This window comes from Myxococcus sp. CA040A (genome assembly GCF_013336725.1).
In the GTDB taxonomy this organism is placed as follows: Bacteria; Myxococcota; Myxococcia; order Myxococcales; family Myxococcaceae; genus Myxococcus; species Myxococcus llanfairpwllgwyngyllgogerychwyrndrobwllllantysiliogogogochensis.
Genome location: NZ_JABUMR010000002.1, coordinates 1,295,737 through 1,318,239 on the forward strand (window position 1 = coordinate 1,295,737; position 22,503 = coordinate 1,318,239).

17 protein-coding genes are annotated in these 22,503 nt (G+C 66.5%); 7 read left to right on the plus strand and 10 right to left on the minus strand.

The window, feature by feature from the left end; genetic code table 11:
* Positions 1-111: 111 nt before the first annotated feature.
* From HUA75_RS11830 to HUA75_RS11840, 3 genes are all read left to right on the plus strand, one after another.
* Entirely contained in the window at positions 112-1,395 is a 1,284-nt protein-coding gene (locus HUA75_RS11830) for a hypothetical protein (protein ID WP_174467035.1), read from the plus strand.
* A 191-nt stretch (positions 1,396-1,586) separates the two neighbouring features.
* Positions 1,587-5,012, plus strand: a complete 3,426-nt coding sequence (locus tag HUA75_RS11835; RefSeq protein WP_371746095.1) for an Ig-like domain-containing protein — start codon at positions 1,587-1,589, stop codon at positions 5,010-5,012.
* A gap of 705 nt (positions 5,013-5,717) precedes the next feature.
* Positions 5,718-6,233: a CAP family protein gene (locus HUA75_RS11840; RefSeq protein ID WP_174486417.1), complete on the plus strand. Its 516-nt coding sequence runs from the start codon at positions 5,718-5,720 to the stop codon at positions 6,231-6,233.
* Positions 6,234-6,376: 143 nt separating this feature from the next.
* Here HUA75_RS11840 and HUA75_RS11845 read toward each other — a convergent pair whose 3' ends face one another.
* From HUA75_RS11845 to nhaA, 3 genes are all read right to left on the minus strand, one after another.
* Entirely contained in the window at positions 6,377-7,486 is a 1,110-nt protein-coding gene (locus HUA75_RS11845) for a hypothetical protein (RefSeq protein WP_217446020.1), read from the minus strand.
* A gap of 256 nt (positions 7,487-7,742) precedes the next feature.
* Complete coding sequence (locus HUA75_RS11850) at positions 7,743-9,434, minus strand: AarF/UbiB family protein (protein WP_174478106.1); 1,692 nt, start codon at positions 9,432-9,434, stop codon at positions 7,743-7,745.
* 35 nt (positions 9,435-9,469) lie between these two features.
* Positions 9,470-10,825, minus strand: a complete 1,356-nt coding sequence (gene nhaA / locus HUA75_RS11855; RefSeq protein ID WP_174486419.1) for a Na+/H+ antiporter NhaA — start codon at positions 10,823-10,825, stop codon at positions 9,470-9,472.
* Between the two features lie 151 nt (positions 10,826-10,976).
* Between nhaA and mutS the strand changes: the two genes are divergently transcribed.
* Positions 10,977-13,751, plus strand: coding sequence for a DNA mismatch repair protein MutS (gene mutS, locus HUA75_RS11860; protein ID WP_174486420.1), 2,775 nt, complete (start codon positions 10,977-10,979; stop codon positions 13,749-13,751).
* Positions 13,752-13,762: 11 nt separating this feature from the next.
* Here mutS and HUA75_RS11865 read toward each other — a convergent pair whose 3' ends face one another.
* Genes HUA75_RS11865 through HUA75_RS11895 form a run of 7 tightly spaced genes read right to left on the minus strand, consistent with a single transcriptional unit; the run spans position 13,763 to position 19,713 of the window.
* Positions 13,763-14,140 carry a DUF4150 domain-containing protein gene (locus tag HUA75_RS11865; RefSeq protein WP_174458294.1) on the minus strand — a complete coding sequence of 126 codons (378 nt, stop codon included), beginning with the start codon at positions 14,138-14,140 and terminating at the stop codon, positions 13,763-13,765.
* 41 nt (positions 14,141-14,181) lie between these two features.
* Entirely contained in the window at positions 14,182-14,706 is a 525-nt protein-coding gene (locus HUA75_RS11870) for a hypothetical protein (protein ID WP_141644635.1), read from the minus strand.
* 57 nt (positions 14,707-14,763) lie between these two features.
* Positions 14,764-15,762: a hypothetical protein gene (locus HUA75_RS11875; RefSeq protein ID WP_141644636.1), complete on the minus strand. Its 999-nt coding sequence runs from the start codon at positions 15,760-15,762 to the stop codon at positions 14,764-14,766.
* A gap of 25 nt (positions 15,763-15,787) precedes the next feature.
* Positions 15,788-16,831, minus strand: coding sequence for a beta-ketoacyl synthase N-terminal-like domain-containing protein (locus tag HUA75_RS11880; protein WP_174486421.1), 1,044 nt, complete (start codon positions 16,829-16,831; stop codon positions 15,788-15,790).
* Between the two features lie 8 nt (positions 16,832-16,839).
* Positions 16,840-17,865, minus strand: a complete 1,026-nt coding sequence (locus tag HUA75_RS11885) for a DUF2169 domain-containing protein (RefSeq protein ID WP_174486422.1) — start codon at positions 17,863-17,865, stop codon at positions 16,840-16,842.
* A 25-nt stretch (positions 17,866-17,890) separates the two neighbouring features.
* Entirely contained in the window at positions 17,891-19,174 is a 1,284-nt protein-coding gene (locus tag HUA75_RS11890; protein WP_174486423.1) for a TIGR02270 family protein, read from the minus strand.
* Positions 19,175-19,200: 26 nt separating this feature from the next.
* On the minus strand, positions 19,201-19,713 hold the full coding sequence (locus HUA75_RS11895; protein WP_174486424.1) for a DUF6484 domain-containing protein: 513 nt from the start codon (positions 19,711-19,713) through the stop codon (positions 19,201-19,203).
* A 160-nt stretch (positions 19,714-19,873) separates the two neighbouring features.
* On the opposite strand from HUA75_RS11895, the gene HUA75_RS11900 reads away from it, so the two are divergent.
* The 3 genes from HUA75_RS11900 (at position 19,874) to HUA75_RS11910 (ending at position 22,431) form a co-directional block, all read left to right on the plus strand.
* Positions 19,874-20,896, plus strand: a complete 1,023-nt coding sequence (locus tag HUA75_RS11900; protein WP_174464378.1) for a DUF3616 domain-containing protein — start codon at positions 19,874-19,876, stop codon at positions 20,894-20,896.
* A gap of 72 nt (positions 20,897-20,968) precedes the next feature.
* Positions 20,969-21,628, plus strand: a complete 660-nt coding sequence (locus tag HUA75_RS11905) for a hypothetical protein (RefSeq protein ID WP_174486425.1) — start codon at positions 20,969-20,971, stop codon at positions 21,626-21,628.
* A gap of 38 nt (positions 21,629-21,666) precedes the next feature.
* Entirely contained in the window at positions 21,667-22,431 is a 765-nt protein-coding gene (locus HUA75_RS11910; RefSeq protein WP_174486426.1) for a DUF3592 domain-containing protein, read from the plus strand.
* Positions 22,432-22,503: the final 72 nt, after the last annotated feature.

The following is a 22,503-nucleotide window of genomic DNA, read 5'->3' on the forward strand; positions in this document are numbered from 1 at the left end:
TGAGAGTGCGGGCTACCATTGACACCAGTGAGCAATTGACTGGGAGTGAACAGTGTGCTTTTTCTCGCACTGCCTCGAGGCCATCAAAGGCTCATCAAAGGATCGTCCCAAATGTCAGTGGTTTCGAAGCTGCCCGCTCCGGCTGCCCCGCCCCCGGCTCAACCTTCCGGTACCGTCACGCTCTACAAAGATGCGGGTTGGGTAGGCTCGCCCTACTCAGTCAATACCCGTGATTACCTCAAAGACACACGCCATTCCATCGCCGGGTCGAGCCTTCACGACGAAGCGACCTGGATTGCGTTCAATCTCCCGGTAGGCACCGTCATGACCCTGACGGATAACTACGTCGCCCCGGCCAACGGCAATGTCTATGACCTCATCAACTGCGGCAGGGTGGTCGACCTCGTGGGAACAGGCCAGACCGAGGCCGTGGATCTCACGAAGATCAACCTGAACGATTGCATTTCGGCGTTCTTCTGGCACACGCCCGACCTGAGCGCCGGTGCCATCGAACTCTACGAATCCGCCGCCTTCGCGGGGAACCGCACCGTCCTGTTCCTCTCGGAGTGGGGCGCGGGAAAGACCTACGCCCTGGATGGCTGGTACATCAAGGATCGCGCGAGTTCCGTGCGCTGGCCCGCGCTGGTGGACGCCCAGATGGCCTCGTTGTTCAACAACAACGACGGCTCGGGGGCGGCCTATGGGAACATCAAGGCTTGGGGCAGCTTCTCGGAGGTGAGCAATCTCAAGGAGGTCGGATTCAACGACGCCGTCTCCAGTTTCTCCTGGAACAACCTCCTCCCGAAGCAGTCGTTCGTCAAACCGGTGGACATCGTGGTCCCCGACTCCGTCGGGAAGAGGGTGTCGGACAGTCTGCATTGGCCAAACGACTCCTCCGCGGTCCAGAAGCAGACCCTCTCGGTCGACGTCACGGACGAGCAGACGACAACGGTGACGGCCACCAACCAGTACACGGCGGGCATGCAGTTGAGCTATTCGCTCTCGGCCAAGAAGACCCAGGGAACGAATGAGGTGACCAAGGAGTGGACACTCAGCGTCGGCTTTGTCTATTCGCATACTGATGAATCGTCGTTGACCAAGACGCAAAAAACGACGCTCGTGGTCACGGTTGAGTTGAATGTGCCCCCCTACTGCATCTTCGACGCGACGCTGTGGGTGCAGCTGGGGCAACTGCCCCCTGGCACGACCTACAAGACCACGGCCGAGCGCTGGTATGACCAGGAGCTCAAGGGAAGCGTGTACGATCCTGCGAACGGCTACTGGAAGCGCACGGAGTCCGTCACCTTGCAGATGGGCGGAACCCTGGCCGTCAGTCAGACCTGTGAAACCAAGGAGAGCGCTCTCCCCGAGAAGCCGCCGGTCACCGCGCCATAGCATGCAGGCGTCGTGAATGGCTGATGGCCGCGCCGCTCCGAGGAGGGGCGCGGTGGACTTCCCGGCATTGATTCGCTAGGAACCGTCAGTCAATGAACTCAAGAATAAGCAGTGCGACTGTTTTATGGGCAGGAGTGCTGGCCGCAATCGCGCTTACCGGATGTACGAAGGAGGGTGAGCGCGAGAGCCGCGTGGGGACCGTGTCGCAGGCCGCGACGTCACCGGTGAGCGTGTCGGAAGCGGTGGCGATCACCAGCCAGGGCATGACGCAGAACGGCTCGGCGCACCGCAACGAGGCGCTGCTCGGGGTGTTCCAGACCGAGGACTACGAGGTCGAGGCGCTGCTGCGCTTCCCTCAGCTCGGGGTGCCGCAACGGGCCGTGGTGCAGAGCGCGACGCTCCGGTTCGCCGTGGAGACCTATACCGACGACTTCGCGATTCGTGGCTCGTATGTGCAGGCGCCCTGGAACCTGGTGGCTGGAGACCTGGGGTGGCAGTTCCGGGATGAGGACCTGGCGTGGGACCGGCTGGGCGCGGTGGGGCAGGGGACGGACCTCGTCGCCGGCTCCTCGTTCCAGGTCACTACGTTTCCGAGCACGGTGAGCGTGCACAACGTGCCGCTCGATGTCGCGGTGGTGCAGTCGTGGGTCGATGACCCGTCGACGAACCAGGGTGTGATGCTGGCGAACTCGAAGGTTGGCAAGGTGGCCAAGCTGTTCACCAGCCTGGCGACCCAGCCGGAGCGCCGGCCGCTCCTCACCATCGAGTACACCCCTCCCGTGCCGAACAGCGACACCACGCCACCGACGGTGGCAATCACCTCGCCCGCGGGAGGCGCGACGGTGGAGGGCGTGGTCGCAATCACCGTGGCCGCGAGCGACAACGTAGGCGTGGCGAACGTGCAACTGCGCATCGACGGCCGCAACCTCGCCTCATCGCAGCTCGACACCCGCTTGTTCCGCAATGGCGACCACGTCCTGACCGCGCACGCGCGAGATGCCGCTGGCAACCTCACCACCTCGGCCTCCGTGCGCATCACCATCGACAACGAGCTCGTCGACACGGGTCCTCCGCAGGTCCAGGTCACCGCGCCGGTCGCGAGTGAGACGGTGAGCGGGCCCTTCACGGTGCGGATGAGCGCGGTCGACGACATTGGCGTCACCCGGGTGCATGTCGAGCTGGATGGCACCCAGGTCGGTGAAGCGGACGTGGCCGCCCCCTGGTCGGTGACGCTCGACACCGAGACGCTCCAGCCCTACGGGCTTCGGCAACTGACCGCGGTGGCGCGCGACGCCGCTGGCAACGTCGCCAGCTCGGCGCCGGTCGCTATTACCGTGAGCGCGCCTCCGCCCGATACCATTCCTCCCGAGGTGCAGATCGTCTCGCCCGCGAGTGGCGTGACGGTGGGCGGCACCATCCAGATCAAGATCGACGCCTACGACAACGTGAGGATTGCCGGCGTGCAGTTGAAGGTGAACGGCCAGAACGTCGGTCGCGAGGACCTCAGCTATCCGTATTGGATCAACGTCACCACCACGCAGGTGGGTGATGGCACCTTCCCGGTGACGGCGGTGGCGCGGGATCGCGCCGGCAACCTCACGACCTCCGCGCCCATCACGCTCACCATCGCCAACGGGCCTCCGGTAGTCCTCGCCATCCCGGTGGCGCATCCGCGCGTCTGGTTCACCGCGTCCCGGCTGGCCCGCGCCCAGGCGTACTTCGCGCAGCACCCGTACACCCCGGTGGCGAACGTGCAAGGCCCCGAGCAGGCCATCGACGCGGCGATGCATTCGCTCATCACCGGCACTCCGGCGTCGTGTCGTTCCGCGATTACCTGGGCGGTGCAGACCGAAATCCCCATCAGCGAGAACACGGTGTCGAGCGATCCGGCCCGTTGGTACGGCGAGGCGGTGATCCTCACCTATGACTGGTGCTTCGCGCACCTGCTGCCGGCGGAGCGCACGACCTTGATTGCGCGCTGGAACCTCGCGATCGAGGCGCTCAACGACAACCCGTGGGGCGGCATCGGCATGGAGGGCAACAACTACTACACGGGCTACTTCCGCAACTCGCTCCTGTGGGCGATTGCCAGCTGGCATGAGAACCAGCCGTACGCCAACAACCTCCTGCAGTACGCGATGAGTTCGCGCTGGGACTTCTCGCTCCGGCCCTACCTGGACGGCCCGGCCGCTGGCGGCGCGCCCCACGAAGGCTCGACGTACGGCCGCCGGACGTTCGGCTACATGACGGTGCCGTTCACCACTCTCGGCCTGTATGGGCACGACATGTGGAACCAGACCAACTACTTCATGGAGTCGGTCTTCTGGTCCATCTACTCGACCACGCCAGGGCGCAGCCGGATGGGCCAGTTCCAGCTGTTCGAGACGTTCCCGTACAACGATGACGAGCGCTGGTTGACCCGGTGGGACTCCAGCAACACCGCGCAGACGCTGCTGGGCAGCTACTTCGCCCCGCTCATCGAGGAGTGGTCTGCCCAGCCGATCGCCGGCTATGCCAAGCGCTTCCTCGAACTCACCGGTCACCCGATTGACGACCGGCTGATTCGATATGTCTACAGCGACACCGTGGCGGCGGTGCCGTCGAGGGACCTCGCGGAGCTGCCGCTCGACTACCACGCGCCCGGCCTGGGCATGGTGTACGCGAAAACGGCGTGGGCGCCCGATGCGACGATGATCAACCTGCAGTTCGGCATGACGGCCAACGCGGGCCATGCCCACCGTGACGCCGGCAACTTCCAACTGTGGCGGGCCGGCGAGTTCCTGACGCGCGAGACAGTCGGCTACGCCAACTCGATTGTCGGCTATGCCGGCGGTGGCGCGGTCGACGTCGAATCGCCCGTCGCGCACAACACCCTCCTGTTCGAGGGGATGGGCACGGTCGGCTACTACCACCACGTGCCCCAGATGCTGCGGCTCCACTCGACGCCGGTGGTCAACTACGCCGCGGTCGACCTGACCGGTGTGTACGACTTGAACGACGAGTGGGCCCACCGCGAGGCCGAGGTCGGCAACCCGTACGCGGGCAGGGTGGTGCGGGAGACGCTGTTCGTCCGTCCGCTCGACACCTTGATTGTGTTCGACCGGCTTGAGAGCGCGAGCGACAACGCCGCGGTCGACAAGACCTTCGTCATCCACTTCCCGGAGAACCCGGTGCTCACGGGCAACACGTGGTCGGCGAACAGTGGCGGTCAGGCGCTGAGGGTCAGCACCCTGGTGCCCGCCACGCCGACGCGGCGAATCGTCGACGAGCGCGGCCCGGTGCGCCCCAATGGCACCTACCCGTACCCGGTCGGCCAGTTCCGTGGGGAGATTGAAACCAGCGGGCAGGTGGTGAGCCACTTCCTGCACGTGGTGCAGGCCAGGGATGTGGCCAGCGGTGCGAACCTTCAGCTCACGCTCAACGAGACGTCGACTGCGTACACGGTGACGCTGGTCCATCCGACTCGGGGGAGCGCGGTGGTCACCTTCGAGAAGGGGATGGTGAGCACGGGCGGCAGCTTCGGCTTCGCCGCCACGGGCGCGGTCACCCAGTCGCCGCTGCGCGCTGGCGTCCAGGCGATGACCGTCACGCCGAGCGGGCCGGTCTGGGGACCATAACCGGGAGAAGGCCATTCCCCGCACCCAGCGCCGAAGCCCGTTGACGCGTCAGTCTTTCCGGTTGACGCGTCAACCCACTTGCCGCGCAGTGACCTCACCCCGTCTTTCACTCTTGACGCCATCAAAAAGCAGCGGGCATGTAGATTGCTGATACATGTGATTCCCTTCCCATCGGAACCCAACATGGTCCGCCAATTCATCGTGTTCGCAATCGTAGCGCTGCTCACACAGCCCGCAATCGTGATGGCAGCGCCGAATACCCCTCAAACGCCCCCCTCTCCACAACAAGCCACAAAAGCCCCCGGCAAGGATTCGCAAGCAAAGAAGTCCCCACAGCCCGCGGACACAAAGGCCAAGGCAAGTCCGCCCCCTGCAACGGGGACTGGCGACTATGACCCCAGGTGGGCGCAAGGAGCCATGCCCGCATGCCAGGCGGCATGCCAGAAAAAACACGGGACTTCCGCCAAGAAAGTCATTCCAGACATGAGCGTGATAGACGTGGAGAGGTGCGACAATGTCGAGTGCGCATGCGCGAACAGCGCAAGCGTTCGCACTCAGCTTCCGGATGGCGCGTTTTGCGTCAGATATATGATTGTGACGCCGCCTCCCAGGCCTCAGTATGGCGTTTGCAGGCAGGGCCAGTGCTACGTCAAATAGCGGGTTCCTGAGGCGTTGCAGTTCAGTTTCCATCAGGAGTTTACGGCAATGCGCAACCATCAAGTCTTGTTCATCCTGCTCACCCTGCAGACGCTCATCGTCGCCAACGCATTCGGCCAACAGCCCTACCAGAGTGCCGCGCTTTCCCTCCACAATCAGTACCGCGCGAAACACGGCAGCCCGCTCTTGAAGTCGGATGCCAGCCTGATTGCCAGTGCGGAGAAATGCGCGAACTACTACGCGGCGAAAAAGACGATAGACCACTCATGTCCATACAAGAACGGTGCGGGGGAAAACCTGACTGGCGGCGTGGGCTCGTGGTCCCCGGGTGACTTCACAGCCATGGGTGTCAAGATGTGGTACGATGAAGTCAGGTATTACGACTTCGCGAAGCCTGGTTTCTCCATGAACACCGGCCACTTTACGGCGGTGGTCTGGAAGAGCAGTACCAAGCTGGGGTGTGGCGTTGTTACGAAAGATGGCTATACGGCCATGGCTTGTTTGTATAGCCCTCCGGGGAACATGATGGGGCAATTCCCGGCCAACGTCCTTCGCTTGCGGTAATCCAGCACCCGTGCAGAACCTCGCGAGTGCCCCGGACGCCTACCCAACCCATCCCGGTCGGAACCGCTGTCGTCATCAGTGGGTTGGAGGATCCACGCAGGTCAGCTCCTCTTTGGCCGGATTTCACGCGCCGCTTGAGGCCCTCAATCGTACGTGGAATTTCTTCTTCCACATTCGTTGAATGTGCCAGTCAGTTGAGACCCATTGCGCTGATAGCAATAGATCGCCTCGCTCGAGGCCTCGTCGCATGCGGAGCTATGCGCAATCTCTCCTGACGGCAGCGTGACCATTGACCCGCAGCTCTCGAACGACTCTTTGAGCCGGAGCTTTCGCGGGAACTCCTTGCCCTCCGCGGTGACGCTCACGCTGGAGCTACTGCTCCCAGAATAGTCCCCGCCGCTACCCCACTCGATGCCGAAGATCTTCACCAGGGAACCGTCCTGGGCCTCCCAGTAGGAGAGCTCAGAGTGGCAAAAACGAGGACAATCTACCAGCTCGACCCTGATGTTCTTTCGCACGGGGTCAGTGAGGTTCTCGAACGCAAAGACAATCTTGGTGGGGTCGTAAGATGTCGACTGCTCTGGTTTTCCTGGCAAGAACGGCATGTTGATGGAGCAATAGGCGTTCTTCTCCGCGAGAGGATGGAGCACTGCTCCAGTGATGAACTGCTCCTGGCCGCACATCTTTCCCCGAGCCTGGAGAACGACATCCTCCGTTTCTGCAGACACGATGCGGGCACGGAAGACATCGAGCACCACGGATACAGGGTCGTCCTCCTTGCATGAGGAGTACATGTCCCACCGGGTTTCGAGGAGAAGTGGTTCGAGAAGCTTCTTCACCTCGGCAAACCGCGTCGCGGCGCCCAACTGCTTCTTCAACACCTTGGGCAACACCGTGACTTGCTGCTCCAGGGGACAGACCCAGGGCTTCGGTGGTGCCGCCACGACAGCGCCCGTTCCCGCATCCCCCCCGCCCGTGCCAGCATCCATGGTCGGCGGCGTCTGGGCATGCCCCGCCAGCGGGCTTGACGCGACAAGGAGAGGCAGCAGTAGCAGTCGCGCCTGATGATGCCCCCACGAGAATGCGGTCAGCACGCGAGCCGTCGGTGATGAACTCCAGTCACGACACTTCAATCCCAATATGACCCATCCTCCTGTGGGGTTGATGCCAGGGAGCTGACTCTCTGACCACGTCCCGATCCATGGAACCCCTTCGAGCTCCGCAGTGACGGTGCAGGCGTTGAATCTATTCAATCTTGAGATCCAGCTTGCTCCGCCCAAGATTTCTTGAGGCCTCTCACTGGGGGATAGCTCCCCCTGGCGGTGGATGCGCTCGGCGAGCCTTGAGCCTCCGTCGTGCTCGCGTCAGGGCCCTCCTCGCGGTGCCTAGATGAACGAGCCTTGAACGTCAATGCCAATCAGTCAAGGGCGAGCAGGCCCATACTGCCGCGACCGCGTTCAAGGATGGTGTCTTTGCCGAGCCGAGCCGTCCACGCAGCTGCCAGGGCAGCTACTTCTTGGGCTGCTTCTTCAAGAACCGGCTCAACCGCACCTTGCCCAGGCCGCGTCCGCCGAACAGGTACCAGGTGATGGCCGCGCCGAAGAGGCCCGCCGCCAGGGCGATGCCCACCGCGCCGAGCACCGGGATGTTCCCATACATCCACGGCTTGGGTGCGAAGGAGATGAACGCGCCCACGATGAAGCCACACGCGCACAGCCCCATGAAGGCAATCACCGCCGCGCTGCGCAGGTTCTCGTTCAGCTTCTCGAACTGGTCCGCGCGCACCGTCACGGTGAACTTGCCGGACTCCATGTCGAGCAGGATTTGCGACAGTTGCGTGGGCAGGTCCTGGGCCATCGACTGCAGCCGCAACAGCGTGCGCATCAGCCCGCCCTGGAGCTGCGTCGGGTCATACCGCCCCGCAAGCAGCTCCTTCGCATAGGGCAGCGCCACCTCGATGATGTTCATCTCCGGGTAGAGGCTGCGCAGCATGCCCTCGGTGGAGATGGAGGCGCGGCTGAGCAGCGCGTACTCCTTGGGAATCCGGATGCGGTACTTCACCGCCAGGTCCAGCAAGTCCCTCAGCAGCGTGCGCGCGTCCACCTGTCCCAGCGTGGTGGGCAGGTGCGAGCCGAGGATGCTCTCGATGTCGTTGCGGAACCCCACCAGGTTGGCCCGCGCGTCCGGCACGCCCACGCGATAGAGGATGCGCGCCACCGAGTCGCTGTCCTTCAGCGCCACGGCCAGACACAACATCACCAGCGTCTCCTGCATCGGCCGCGTCAGTCGTCCCACCACGCCGAAGTCCAGCAGCGCCAGCCGGTTGCCCTCCAGGAGCAGGAGGTTCCCCGGGTGCGGGTCGCCGTGGAACAGCCCGTCGTCGAACAGCTGCCGGAAGCTCGCCTCCAGGATGTTCTGGGCAATGGCCTTCCGGTCCTCCTCGGCCAGCGTCTCCGGGGCAATCTTCACGCCCCGGATGAACTCCAGCGTCAGCACCGTGCGGCTGGAGAGGGACGCGTACACGCGCGGAATCTTGAGGTAGGTCCGCTCCCGGTGGTTCTCCAGGAACGCGCGGACGTTCGTCGCCTCGTTGATGAAATCCAGCTCCTCGTGGATGGCCCGGTCGAACTCGTCGACGATGCCCGTGGGCGTGTAGATGCCCGTCTCCTCCACCACGGCCTCCAGCAGCCGAGCCAGGCTGCGCAGCACCCCGAGGTCGGAGTCGATGCTCGCGGCGATGCCCGGCCGCTGCACCTTCACCACGACTTCCTCTCCCTCCAGCGTCACCGCGCGGTGAACCTGGGCAATGGACGCCGCCGCCAGCGGCGTCTCGTCGATCTGCTTGAACAGCTCGCTGGCTTCCTTGCCCAGCGACTCGCGAATCTGGGAGAGCACCTGCTCCAGGGGAATCGGCTCCACGTTGTCCTGGAGCAGCGCCAGCTCCTCGACGAACTCGGCCGGCAGCAGGTCCGCGCGCGTGGACAACACCTGACCCAGCTTCACGAAGGTGGGGCCCAAATCGTTCAGCAACATCCGGAAGCGGCGCGCGGTGGAGGCGCGCTGGGCCTCCGGGGAGACCTCCACCTTCTCCTGGCGACCCAGGATGCGCCACAGGCCCGCGCGCTCGAGCACCTCGCCAAAGCCATGCCGCGCCGCGATGACGGTGATCTGCCGCACACGGTTGAGGTCCTGGAGAATCACGGGAGGTTCTGTCTCCTTGCTGCGACGGTACGACGTTATGCCTGTGCCACCGGCTTCGCCACGAAGCGCAACAGGACATAGCCCACCACCGCGGACAGCAGTGAGCCGACGAGGATGCCCAGCTTGGCCTCGTTCAGGAGTTCGGGCTGCCCGGCGAAGGCCAGCCCCGCGACGAACAGGGCCACCGTGAAGCCGATGCCCGCCACCACCGACACGCCGTGGAGCTGCCCGAGTCCCGCGCCTCCAGGCAAGGTGGAGACCCGCAGCTTCACCGCCGCCAGGGTGAAGAGGAAGATGCCCACCTGCTTGCCCACGAAGAGGCCCGCGATGATGCCGAGCGGCAGGGGCGCGAGCAGGTCCTTCCACCCCATACCCTCCAGGGAGATGCCCGAGTTGGCCAGCGCGAACAGCGGGACGATGCCGTACGCCACCCACCCGTGCCACAGGTGCTCGAAGCGGTTGAGCGGCGGCTCCAGCTCCTCCAGCCGGTCCTCGATGTAGAGCAACTGCGCGCTTCGCATCGACTCATCCTCGGCGTTCTGGGTGCAATCGCGGATGTACGTGGAGAGCTCCTCCAGCACGTTCCGGCCCGGTCGGGTGGGGCGCGAGGGGATGCACAGGCCCACCACCACGCCGGCCAGCGTGGCGTGGATGCCGCCATGGTGCATCGTGTACCAGAGCGCCACGCCGCCCAGCAGCCAGACGATGCCGTTGCGGACATAGAAGCGGTTGAGCGCCATCAGCACTCCGACGACCGCGGCGGCTCCGAGCAGCCACTCGACGTGCAGTCCCGTGCCGTAGAACAGGGCGATGACGAGGATGCCGCCAATGTCGTCGAAGATGGCGAGCGCCGTGAGGAAGACGATGAGCCCATGTCCCACGCGCGCCTTCACCAGGGTGAGGCAGCCGATGGCGAACGCGATGTCCGTGGCCATGGGGATGGCCCAGCCCGCCATGGCCGGGGTGCCCGCGTTGATGGCGACGTAGAGCGCGGCGGGCACCACCATGCCGCCCAGCGCGGCGATGAGCGGCAACATCGCGCGAGACATCGTGCGCAGCTCCCCCGCGCTCAGCTCGCGCTTCACCTCCATGCCCACGAGGAAGAAGAACAGCGTCATCAATCCGTCGTTGATGAGCTGCTGAAAGGTGAAGGACGCATGGGTGCCCGCCACCCCGAGCTCCAGGCGGGCGTCGAACAAGCCGACGTAGGACGAGGCCCACGGGGAGTTGGCCCACACCATGGCGACCACCGAGCACAGTGCCAGGAGGATGCCGCTGCTGGCCTGGAGGCGGAAGAAGGCCTGGAGTGGGGCGATGGCCACCCGGAAGAGCGCGGGCACGGGCGCCGGTGAGCGGGTCCGGGGAGAGGGCGTGGTCGAAGGTGTCTCCATGGTGGGGGGCAAGATGCCCGCGCCTTCCCGTGGGCGCACCCGTTTTCGGACGAGGGCCCGCCGAAATGTCACCCGTGCGTGCTAGGGAACTCGGCGGGTAGGGTGAGCCGTTCGTTGATCCACGGGGCGGGGGCATGAGAGAAGGGCGGGGATGGCCGTGACGCAGCAGTTGAAGGCAGCCAAGGCAGCAGCAGTGGAGCTTCCCGTGGACCCGACGCCGGACGTCGGCTCGGAAGGGGAGAAGGCGAGCGACGGCTCGGGCGCGAGGGAGATCGCGTCCCTGACGCCGATGATGCGCCAGTACCTCGAGGTGAAGGCGCTGCACCCGGACTCGGTGCTCTTCTTCCGGCTCGGGGACTTCTACGAGATGTTCTTCGAGGACGCCGTGCGGGCCTCGGAGATCCTCCAGATCACCCTCACCGCCAGGGCCAAGGGCGCCGACAAGGTGCCCATGTGCGGCATCCCCTACCACTCGTCGCGGCGCTACATCGCGCGCCTGATTGGCGAGGGCCTGAAGGTCGCCATCTGCGAGCAGGTGGAGGAGGCCGGCACCGGGCCCGGCATCGTCCGCCGCGAGGTGACGCGGGTCATCACCCCCGGCATGGTGCTGGACGAGGAGGTGCTGGAGCCTCGGGACAGCAACTTCCTGGCCGCCGTGTGCTGGAGCGAGCGCGGGTGGGGAGGGGCGCTGCTGGAGGCGTCCACCGGCGAGTTCCTCGCCATGGAGGCGGCGTCTGCGGCGGAGCTGGCGGAGTCGCTGTCGCGCGTGGAGCCCCGGGAGCTGCTGGTGCCTGGCGGGCAGCGTGACTCGGCGGAGGTGGCGCAGCTGTGCGCGCGGCTGCCTCGCATGCCCGCCATCGCGGAGAGCGAGGCCGCGGCGTTCGAGCCCACGCGCGCGGCGGGGTTCCTGCGCACGCACTTCGCGGTGCAGTCGCTGTCCGCCTTCGGCCTGGATGACTCGCCCCTGGCCACGGGCGCCGCGGGCGCGGCGCTGCGTTACCTGAAGGACACGCAGAAGACGCCCGCGGCCCACGTGGACCGGCTCAGCCGCCAGGAGCGCTCCGGCAGCCTGCTGATGGACGAGTCCTCGCGCGCCAACCTGGAGGTGCTGCGCTCGCAGCGGGATGGGGGGCGCAAGGGCTCTTTGCTCGGCGTGTTGGATAGGACGGTGACGAGCATGGGGGCGCGCAAGCTGGCGCGCTGGCTGGCCTCGCCCCTGGGTTCGCTGCCGGAGATCCACGCGCGGCTGGACGCGGTGGAGGAGCTGTCCGCGCGCAGCGTGTGGCGCGAGGAGCTGACCGGCATCCTCAAGGAAGTGGCGGACCTGGAGCGGCTGACGGGCCGGCTGTCGCTGGGCGCGGGCAACGCCCGAGACTTGCGCGCGCTGGGATTGTCGCTGGCGCAGCTTCCCCGGTTGGGCAAGGCCCTGGCGCGGTGCCAGACGGCGCTGCTCCAGTCGCTCGCGGGGCCGCTGACGGCGCTGCCGGAGCTGGCGGACCTGCTGGCGCGCGCGGTGGTGGACGAGCCTCCCGTGGTGCTGAAGGAAGGCGGCCTCATCCGCCAGGGCTACCACGCGGAGCTGGACAAGCTGGTGGAGCTGTCCACGTCCGGCAAGGACATCCTGCTGAAGATCGAGCAGCGCGAGAAGGAGCGGACCGGCATCGGTTCGCTGAAGATCCGCTACAACAAGGTCTTCGGGTACTACCTGGAGGTGACGAAGTCGAACCTGCACCTGGTGCCGGCGGACTACATCCGCAAGCAGACCACGGTGGGGGCGGAGCGCTTCGTCACCCCGGAGCTGAAGGAGCACGAGGAGCTGGTGCTCACCGCGGAGGAGAAGCGGTGCGCGCTGGAGCTCCAACTGTTCGAGGAACTTCGCGCGAAGGTCGCCTCGGCGGCGCCGCGCATCCGTTCCGCGGCGGAGGCGGTGGCGGCGGCGGACGCGCTGCTGTCCTTCGCACGGTGTGCTTCCGAGTATGGCTACACGCGGCCGGAGGTCGACGCGTCGGAGGTGCTGAGCATCACCGCCGGGCGGCATCCGGTGGTGGAGCGGATGCTGGGGGCGGGGGAGTCCTTCGTTCCCAACGACGTGCGGATGGACCCAGAGGACGCGCAGCTGTTGGTCATCACCGGTCCGAACATGGCCGGCAAGAGCACGGTGATGCGGCAGGTGGCGCTCACGGCGCTGATGGCGCAGGCGGGCTCGTTCGTCCCCGCGAAGGCGGCGCGCATCGGCCTGTGTGATCGGATTTTCACGCGCGTGGGCGCGGCGGACAACCTGGCGCGCGGTCAGTCCACCTTCATGGTGGAGATGACGGAGACCAGCCACATCCTCCACCACGCCACGCGCAAGAGCCTCATCATCCTGGATGAGATTGGACGCGGGACGTCGACGTTCGACGGACTCTCGATTGCGTGGGCGGTGGCGGAGCACCTGCATGACCACGTGAGCGCGCGCACGCTGTTCGCCACGCACTACCACGAACTGGTGGACCTGGCGCGCGAGCGGACCCGGGTGAAGAACCTGTGCATCGCCGTGAAGGAGCAGGGCGGCAAGGTCATCTTCCTGCGCAAGCTCATTCCCGGCGGGGCCAGCCGCTCCTACGGCATCGAAGTGGCGAAGCTCGCGGGCCTGCCTTCGGAGGTCGTGGGTCGGGCGCGGGAGCTGCTCCAGAACCTGGAGTCAGGCGAACTGGACGAGGCGGGACGTCCCCGAGTGGCGGTGCGGCAGAACCCGAAGCGCGCGGTGTCCACGGGGCAGCTCGGACTCTTCGGAGAGCCGGCGCCCGTGGCCCCTCCGGTGCCCACGTTGCCGGCCTCGCATCAGCAGGCGTTGGAGACGCTCAAGGCGGTGTCCGTCAACACGCTGACGCCGCTGGACGCGCTCAACCTGCTGGCGAAGCTCCAGCGCGAGCTGGAGGGCTGAGCGACGCGCGGTCAGCCCATGATGTTCTTCTTGTTGTGAAAGAGCGGGTCGCCCAGGCGGCACACGTTCTTGCCTTCGAACTTCACGTCGAAGGAGTACATCATGAACTCGCAGGGGCCCTTGGTGGCGCTGCTGGCCACGCCGCCGCCCGCGGTGCCGGCCTCGTTGCCTGACGAGACGCTGTAGGTGGCCCCCTTCACCATGGGCATGTGCCCTTCGATGGTGACGGTCTTGGGGCCATCCGCCGCGTCCGCGGAGCGACCCACGTTCGGGTAGGGAATGGGGACCGGGCCGGCGGGAGACGGGGTCTTGCAGACGTCTGGCAGGACGATGCTCTGTCCCTTGCTTCCACCATGGGTGACGCCTCGACCGTTGACGAAGGTGGGCACGGAAAGGTCCTTTCTCGAAGGGGCGCGAGTGTCGTAAGCCGTCAGGCGCTCACGAATTCGTGGGGTTCCAGGAAGCGGAGATGGGGGAAGGCCTTTGACTCCAGCACGCGCTTGACGTCCTCGTGGACGAGGACCGCGCTGACGTTCTCCGCGAGCCGAAACAGCTTGAGGCCACGGGGCTTGTCACCATCAATGGCCAGGTGGTCGATGCTCGCGTCGATCAGGCGGGAGCTGTCAGGAGTGTGGAAGACGGTCTCCGCGAGGTTCGCGGCCCTCACCAGCCCGATGACATTGAAGGCCTTGTAGCCCCGGTGGACGACGGTTCCATCCTCGCTCTGGATGACGGCGTCATAGACGTCGAGGCTGTCCACACCTGCCTCGAGCAGCGCCGCATGGAACGCATTGCTCATGAGGTTGGCCGTATTGAAGTAGTCCAGCAGTTCTCCCTGCTCATTGCCAGGGATGATTCCGACGACGATGAGTTGTGAGGGCGGACGCTGGAAGGGTTTGCCGGCCCACCATCGGTCTCGAAGACTCAGGTTTGGCACGGGATAGATGAGCATCATGTCGTGGCTGCTCGACTCGAGAATGTAATATTTCGGGATCGCTTGCATCGTGACGGCTCAGAGAATCCTGGTGACGCTGCCCTTGGCCTTGGACCTGGTGAACTTCCCGATGCCTACCATTTCATCCGCATAGTCTTGAGTGAGGGAGTCCGTATAAAGTGGGGGGCGCCAGACGGACTTCGTCAGGAGTCCGCGGAGGCTCTCGGAGAGCGAATTCAGGCGTGCGGTGAGTCCCAAGGGCGGCGCGAACCTGTCCTCGTTCTCAGCCTTGCTCTCCATCGCGATGGAGCACGACTCGGTGGCCATCACCGCCAGGCGCTCGCCAATCGACTGAAGAATCGCTCTTGCCTTGTCCGAGTATGGTTTGTGACGCATGTGGAACTGCCTGCCACCGGAGGCTTCGATGGCGGCCGCGACGTAGGCGGGTTTGAATGCTTCTGTCTCTTCGCCCAACACGTCATCCTTGCGCTTCTTGAGGTATTTGAGTCCCAGGTCCGCGGGCCATTCGTTGCAGTTGGAGAGAGCGTAGGGGCTTGGTAACCATTCCCCATTCTCGGCGGCGTTGACGTCGTAGCCAATGGAATATCCCTTCTTGATGTAGCTCGACATGGCTGGCCCTCCCTTGTCAGGGAGGTAGTCCGCGATGCAGTTGTCGTCTCCCATGAAAGGAACGACGGAGGACCCCTTGAGCGACTCGTTTCCCGGGATGAGGTGATGGGGTGCGTACTGGAGGGGGTATTCCTCCTCCTCCTTGTCCTCCGCGTAGGTCTGAATCAGCTTCGGGCGTTTGACCGTTCCATAGGTCACGACCTCCCCCTTCTTGAACAGCAGGGAGACCTTGTCCGCTGCGGGCTCGAGGTTCTTGGCTGCCTTCATCTTCCTGCCCAGCACGCCGCCGTCCGTCGCCGCCATTCCTCCCACGGCGTCATCATCGGGGTTCTGCAGCAACATCTTCTGGGAGTGCGCGTCGCCTTGCTCGTGCCAGGGGCAGGTCTTCTCGTTGTGCACCTCCTCCGAGACGAATTCCGAGACGGCCACTTCTTCACCGATCTCCATGGTCCTCCTCCTTCCAAGTTCCAGTTCAGGTGGGCTGCAGGAGCGCCGCCGCACGGCCCTCAAGGTCGGAGGTGCTCCAGACCAGGGTGGGGCCCTTCACGTGCCCGGCGCGCAGGCGCTCCGCGGCGAGCACCAGCATCAGAGGTCCCAACGCCGCGCCGGCGTCGCCCACGCAGTCCGCGGGATGTTCGATGCGATGTGCCTCCTGGAAGCGCTCCGCGTTTCGCAGGTAGGCCACGCCCCATTCCTTGCTGGGCAGGCTCTCGCCATTGAAGCCCGCGAACACGCACTGCACCTTGGGCGCGTTGCCCGGCATCCCCGCGAAGAGCGCTTGAACCGCGTGGGCCAGACCGTCTCCAAGATAGGGCTCCTCGGAGTAGCGGTGCCCCTGCTCCGCGCCGACTCCCACGTGGGTGATGCGGGCCACGGGCTCGAGGCCGGAGCGTCGCGCGCCACCAGGAGTCGACAGGAGCAGGAAGCTCGCGGCCTCTCCCGGAATGAAGCCGTCCGTGCCCCGGGGGCGCAGTCTGTCCTCCGAGTCCAGCACGGCCAGCCTCCGGGGATGGTTGAAGGTGTCCAGCCCACCGACGATGACGGTGGAGGCCTGTCCCGTGGACAGCAGTCGCATCGCGTCGCGCAGGGCCATGAGGCCGCCCGCTCCGCCGTGCCGGTACACCCGGCTGCTGGCGACATCGAGCCGCACTCCCGATTGGCGGGCGAGCTGCTCCATCATCACCCGTGAGGAGGGGAGCTGAATCCCCCACCGGTCCTCGGGGAGGGCCAGGAGCAGGGGCGCCGCACCCGTGAGCCCCGCGCAGGCCTCGGCGAGGGCGTACGTGGACAGGCGCAACAGGCGAATCCAGGTGTTGGAGAGGCGCGTCCCGTCGACCTCCAGGGGCGGCAGGTAGTGCTCGGCGAGGAACGACACCACCTGCCGTTCATGGGCACGGTTCAAGAGGCCCGCCTCCGCGAACCGCACGAGCCCCGCGCGGACGGACGTCGCCGTGGTGGGCACATCGAGCCCCACCGGGGTGGTGGCTCCCAGCCCCACGACCTCCACGCCAGGCATGGCGCCGCTCACGAGCGCGCCCCCGTCATGCGCTTCACCGCGAGCGTCACCTGCTCGACCTTCAAGGCGCGCTTGTCGCAAGGAACGCATCCGCGCCACGTCAACGAGAAGCGGTGCTGGTCTGGCTCCAGGAGCAGGGTCTCGATGTGGAGGCGCGGCTTCTCCTCCTTGCCGGCGATGCGCACGGAGGCTGCCAGGTCCACCTCGGGCAGCTGGAAGCGCTGCACGCCTTCGGGCGCCGCGTTGATGAGCTCCACGGGCTCGCCGCCCTTCAGCCAGGTCGGGTAGATCTGTCCCTCGGGGGCGGCCTGGAAGAAACGCGTGTCGAAGTCTCGCGGGAGATAGGGCGCGCGATGCTTCTTCCAGGCTTCGTCATACGTCCCCGCGAACCCCATGCGCGGCTGCCAGGACGGAGCGACGAAACCCACGCCGTGTGGCGGTGTCTTGTCGGACAGGCTGGTGAGGGGGAAGCCGGGGTGCGTGAGGTTGGGCAGCGGTGTGCCGTTCATCTCCTTGACGGCGCGCTGTCCCCGAAAGCCCACGCCCACCGGGTTTCGCATCTCCGCGAGGAAGCCGTGAGGGCCCGTCTGGTGACGGCCTCCGTAGGCGCGCTCCCACGTCAGGGGCACCCGCGTCGTCGGAATGGGCGTCGTCGCTGATGCGCCCAGCAGGCCCGCCTTCCAGGTCCTGTCTCCGTGGACCTGCACCAGCTTCTTGAGAGTACCCACCGACATGGACAGGCCAAAGTCCGACGCCGGACGTCCCTTGGGTGCGTGGGCGTCTCCGACGAGGACGACGTCCGTGCCGCGCTTCATGAGGTGTGATTCGCCCGAGTACTTGAGGCTGGTCTCTCCGGGAGGGCCCCAGTGCTCGTCCACGTGCGCGACGGCTTGCTGTGTCTCGGCGACGTGGAGCCCACTGGAGGTCATGGCGAAGGTCGCCTTGAGGACCACGTACAGCGTGTCCACACCCTTCTCGTCTGGAAACAGGTAGAGCGCCGACGCGAAGGGGGTGGTGTTCTCGAGTTGCAGCATGGCGGTGTTCCCCTGGCTGGCATGCTCATCGCGTCGTGAGTCGCGGTCGGCCCGTCCTGGCGGCTGTCAGGCCCGTGGCCAGGGTCGCGGTCTGCCGGTTCGCCCACGTCCGCGTGTCGAAGCGCACGGCGCCCTGGGTCTGGACCGCCAGGTCGAGCGCGAGCTGTTCGCGCCCGCGCATGGGCTCGGTGGAGAGGGCCTTCCACGCGACCTCGGGGGAAAGGGGCTGGCCCCGCAGGTAGCGCGTCTTCGGGGAGAAGTGGTCCTTCTCCTTCGCCCACCACCGGGCGACGGCGGTCGCGTCCGGGAGGGGCAGGTTGGCTTCAGGGGAAGGGACGAGGTCCGCGTCCAGGTCGTCCTCCGCGAGGGGCGGGAGGCCGTGCTCCTCGTCGGCCTTGGCGGGCCGTGCGAAGTCGCCTTCCAGCCGCAGCCCCGTCACGCGAGAGAAGGACTCGCCCGCGAGGCGAGCGGTCCTGTCGTGCTTCATGGCCTCCAGGCAGAGCTCCGCGGCGTGACGCCAGCCGGAGTGACCCAGCGCCCACAGGGCCGCTGACTCCAAGGCGGGCACGTCCAGCGCGGCGGCCATCCGGGACACGTCCTCGGCGTGACCTGCCGCCGCGAGCACCGCGAGGACCCGCGCGGCTTCGGGCGCCGTGCTCGCGACGGGCCTGCGGAGGGCATGGAGCGCGGCGGGATATCCCAGGGCCAACGCCGTCTCACCGGCGGCGATGCGCACGTCGGGGCTTTGCGCGCCAAGGGCTGATTCCAGCAGGGGACGCGCGGCTGGAAGGTCTTCACGGAGCGCTCTCAGGGCCGCCGTCTTGATTTCGGCGGACTCGCTGCGCAGCAGCGGCAACAAGGCTTCAGCCTCCAGCGCTTCGCCACGAAGGCTCAGCAGGCCCAACGCCGCGGCCTGGAGTCCTGGCGTCGCTTGAAGCTCACGACGTCGCAGGAATTTCGAGACCTCGGCGGTGGGTGCCAGGCGCAGCGCCCTGAAGAGGGCTGTCTGTCGCGGCCCTGGCGCCTCCGAGAAGAACGGGAGGAGCCAGTCCAGGGGCGCGCCCGTCGCTATCAGCGCGAGGGCCGCGACGAAGACCTCCTCGGGCCGGGTGCTCTCCAGCCAGGGAATGACGAGTCGCTCGGGGGCTTCCGGGCCCGCGCACGCCAGCCCGTCCAGATGGGCCAGCAAACGGGCCTCGGGCCCCTGCGCCACTTCGTGCAAGCGATAGTCAGGAGAATGGCGGGCCCGCTGCCATTGACTCGCGAGAAAGGCCGCCTCCTCCAGGTGTTCCTCCATGATGTCCCACATGACGGGGCATCGGCGTGGAGCCGCCATCAATTCACCTTCACCGCGGCACCCTTGATGCGCTGGACGCCTGACGCGTGCGATTCAATCTGGGTGCCTCGGATGACGACTCGTCCATTCCGACGCAGGGTGATGCTGGCCTCGCCGCAGAGCAGCACGATTTCGTCCTGGCCTTCGAGGACGATGCGCTGGCCATCCACGCTGGCGGAGACAGGCAGCGCGGGGACCTTGGCTTCCACCGAGCGCAGGAGGCTCTTCCTCGGCTCCAGGAGTCCCATGAGGATGGGGCGGCCGGGCAGTCCTCCCTCGAAGGTGAGGAGGACCTCCGTCTGAGGCGCCACCTCCTCCAGGTGTGTCGTGCTCGCGCCCGCGAGCACGCGAGCGGGCACCGGGCCGGAGGGATTCCCCTCGAAGTCCACCAGCGGAAGGCCCTCCTCCGACATGCCCGTGAGGCGTCCCACGTGAGGGGTCGAAAAGAGGGCTGAGGACGGGCGAAGGATGACGACCTCCGCGGGGGCGGCGGATGCGTTTCGACGCTTCATGAAGACAAGCTATCAAAACCTGACAATGCAAAGTTGGACTTCCTGTAAAATCGAGCCTTTCTGGTGCTTGGCCTTGTTGGCATTCAGGGCTGTCTCGCGGCCCACATCGAGTGCAGGGGGGCTTCCCGGATGCGGGAGGCGTGACGAGATCTGGGGGTCTATGAGGCTGGCCTCCATCATCGTCGGAATCGGTATCGCGGGCTGCGCGGCCCGGGGCGTCCAGGCAGGGCCGGAGAGCGTTCCGGCCGAGGGTGGCTCCGGGCGCGACGTGCTCGTGTTCGAGGGCATGTGCGACGCGTCGGGCGCGGTGGCGCTCGGTGGCTCGTTGTTCGTGGTGGGTGACGACGAGGACAACATCCTCCGCGTCTATGACGCCCGGCGCGGTGGCGCCCCGGTGCGCAGCGTGGACCTGTCACCGGAGTTGGAGCTGCCGGCCCACAAGAAGAAGGCCCCGGAGGCGGACATCGAGGCCGCCACGGGCCTGGGCTCGTACTCCTTCTGGCTCACGTCCCACGGCCGCAACAGCTCCGGGAAGAAGGCGCCCAGCCGCCTGCGCTTCTTCGCCACCGAGGAGAAGGAAGGCCTGCCCCAGCTCGTGGGCCGTCCCTACACGCAACTGCTGGATGACCTGCTCGCGGCGCCGCAACTCGGCGCGTTCCGGCTCGCGGACGCCGAGGGCCTGGCCCCCAAGGCGCCAGGTGGGCTCAACATCGAGGGCATGACGGCGATGGCTGATGGCGCGTCCATCCTCATCGGCTTCCGCAGTCCCGTGCCTCAAGGCAAGGCGCTGCTCGTTCCGCTCCTCAATCCGAAGGAGATGGTGCTGGAGGGCGCCTCCGCGCGCGTGGGTGAGCCTCGGCTGGTGGACCTGGGCGGAATGGGCGTCCGCTCCATGTCCTGGTGGCGCGGGCGCTATCTCATCATCAGCGGGGGCACGGATGGCGGGGGCACCTCGCACCTGTTCACCTGGGCTGGCGGAGACGATGCGCCCGTCCTGGCGAGCGACGTGGACCTGGCGGGCTTCAACCCGGAGGCCTTCTTCACACCCGAGGACGCGGAGGAGATTCTGCTGCTCAGTGACGACGGCTCGAGGCCGCTCGACGGCGTGGCGTGCAAGAAGCTCAAGGACCCCGCGCGCAAGCGCTTCCGCGGCATCTGGGTTCGCCCGGGGGAACAGGGCTGACGAGCGTCCTCCCTCATTGACGGGCCCACGGCGGCGTCGCGAGAATCACCGCTTTTCCGCCGGGGAGTCTCCGTGAATCGTGTCTCTGGTCTGCTGGCGTTGCTCTGCGTCTGTGTCTCGTCGGCCGCGCTCGCGCAACGCAAGGAGCTCACCCCCGCCACACCGGAGGCGACGTGTGAACTCACCCCCGCGCTGCGCCTCACCATGCTGGGCGGCGGCTCTTTCGACCTCAAGGAGCCGGCCCTCTATTTCTTCTCACGCTCGCGCAGCCAGGTGCAGGTGTTGGTCTCCCAGCCGGAGGGCGCGACGGAGCCTCGGCTCGAAGCCGTGGGCTTCTGGCATTTGAAGTCGGAATGTCTCATCTCCGTCGACGCCAAAGGGGTCCAGTACGGCTCGAAGCTGGATTGCGAGGACGCGGAGATCGAGGCGAAGGTGAAGGGCTCGGAGGTCACCATCCAGACGCCCGAAAAGGACGTCTTCAAGGTGACCCTTCCGTCCAAGGAGAGCGCCTCGCTGGGCCTGCGCATCACCCTTGTCGCCGAGGGCAACTTCCGGCGTGTGTGGGGCAGCCTGTGTGGGGAGTACAAGAATCCCCCCGCCACGGTGCCTGGCAAAGAGGGTGAGCTGCGTCAGCTCAAGCGACACTCGACGTTGAGCCAGGACTTCAAGACCGGTACCAACAGCATCTTCCACATGGTGGGGGAGGCCCAGAAGCGCGCCCGAGGCGAGTAGCGCGCGGATACGCGGATCACGTGTAGGCTGTCGGCCCAATGCAGCTGGCCATTCCACATGCACCTCGAAAGGTGCGACTGACGCAGGTTCCCGGCGCGGCGGGTCGTCTCGCGCGAGATGCCGTGCTCGGGCTGGCCTTCATGGCGCTGCTCGGCGCCGGGGCCACCTGGGCGGGACGCTTCTTCGTGGAGGAGCACGGCTTCAACGCGCGGGCGGAGGAAGTGGACGGGGTGCTGGTCGCCACGCGGCTCCCCCCGACGGACAAGCGCGACGGCGCCGAGGGCCTGCTCGAGGTCCTCTACACCTTCCAGAACGTGGAGCACTCCGTGTCGGACGTCCGCACCTTCGCGGAGTACGCGGAGGGGCTGGGCCATGGCGCGGTGGTGAAGCTGCTGGTGGACCCGGCCGCGCCGGGCCGTCCCCGTGAAGCCGGCTTCGCGCGGACCCGAGCCTCGCGCATGGGGTGGCTGCCATTTGGCCTGGGGCTGGGCGCGCTCGGGGCGGCGGCCATGTTCACCCGCGAGGCCCGGCGACTGGTGCGCTCGGAAGTGGAGCCGCTGCGACTGGGCGCGCTGGTGTGGCTCACGCCGGATGCGCCCTTGCCGGAGGCTCGGGGCGAGGTGGTCTTCCCCGCCCACTACTTCCGGCAGGACGTCAAATTAGAGGTCCGCGCGCGGGTGCGTCCGGGCCGGGCGCCGGTGCGCAACGGGACGAAGGTGCTCGCGGCGGTGGTGCCTCGGGAGCCCGGCTGGGCGCGGGTCATCGACCAGGACCTGGCGGGCGTGCTCGGCTGGCTGCGCTGAGCTGACGGGTAGGGCCGAAAATTTGCCGGTGACGTGGGGCCGTGTGACACACGCCTGTAGCTCCCAGTTCGC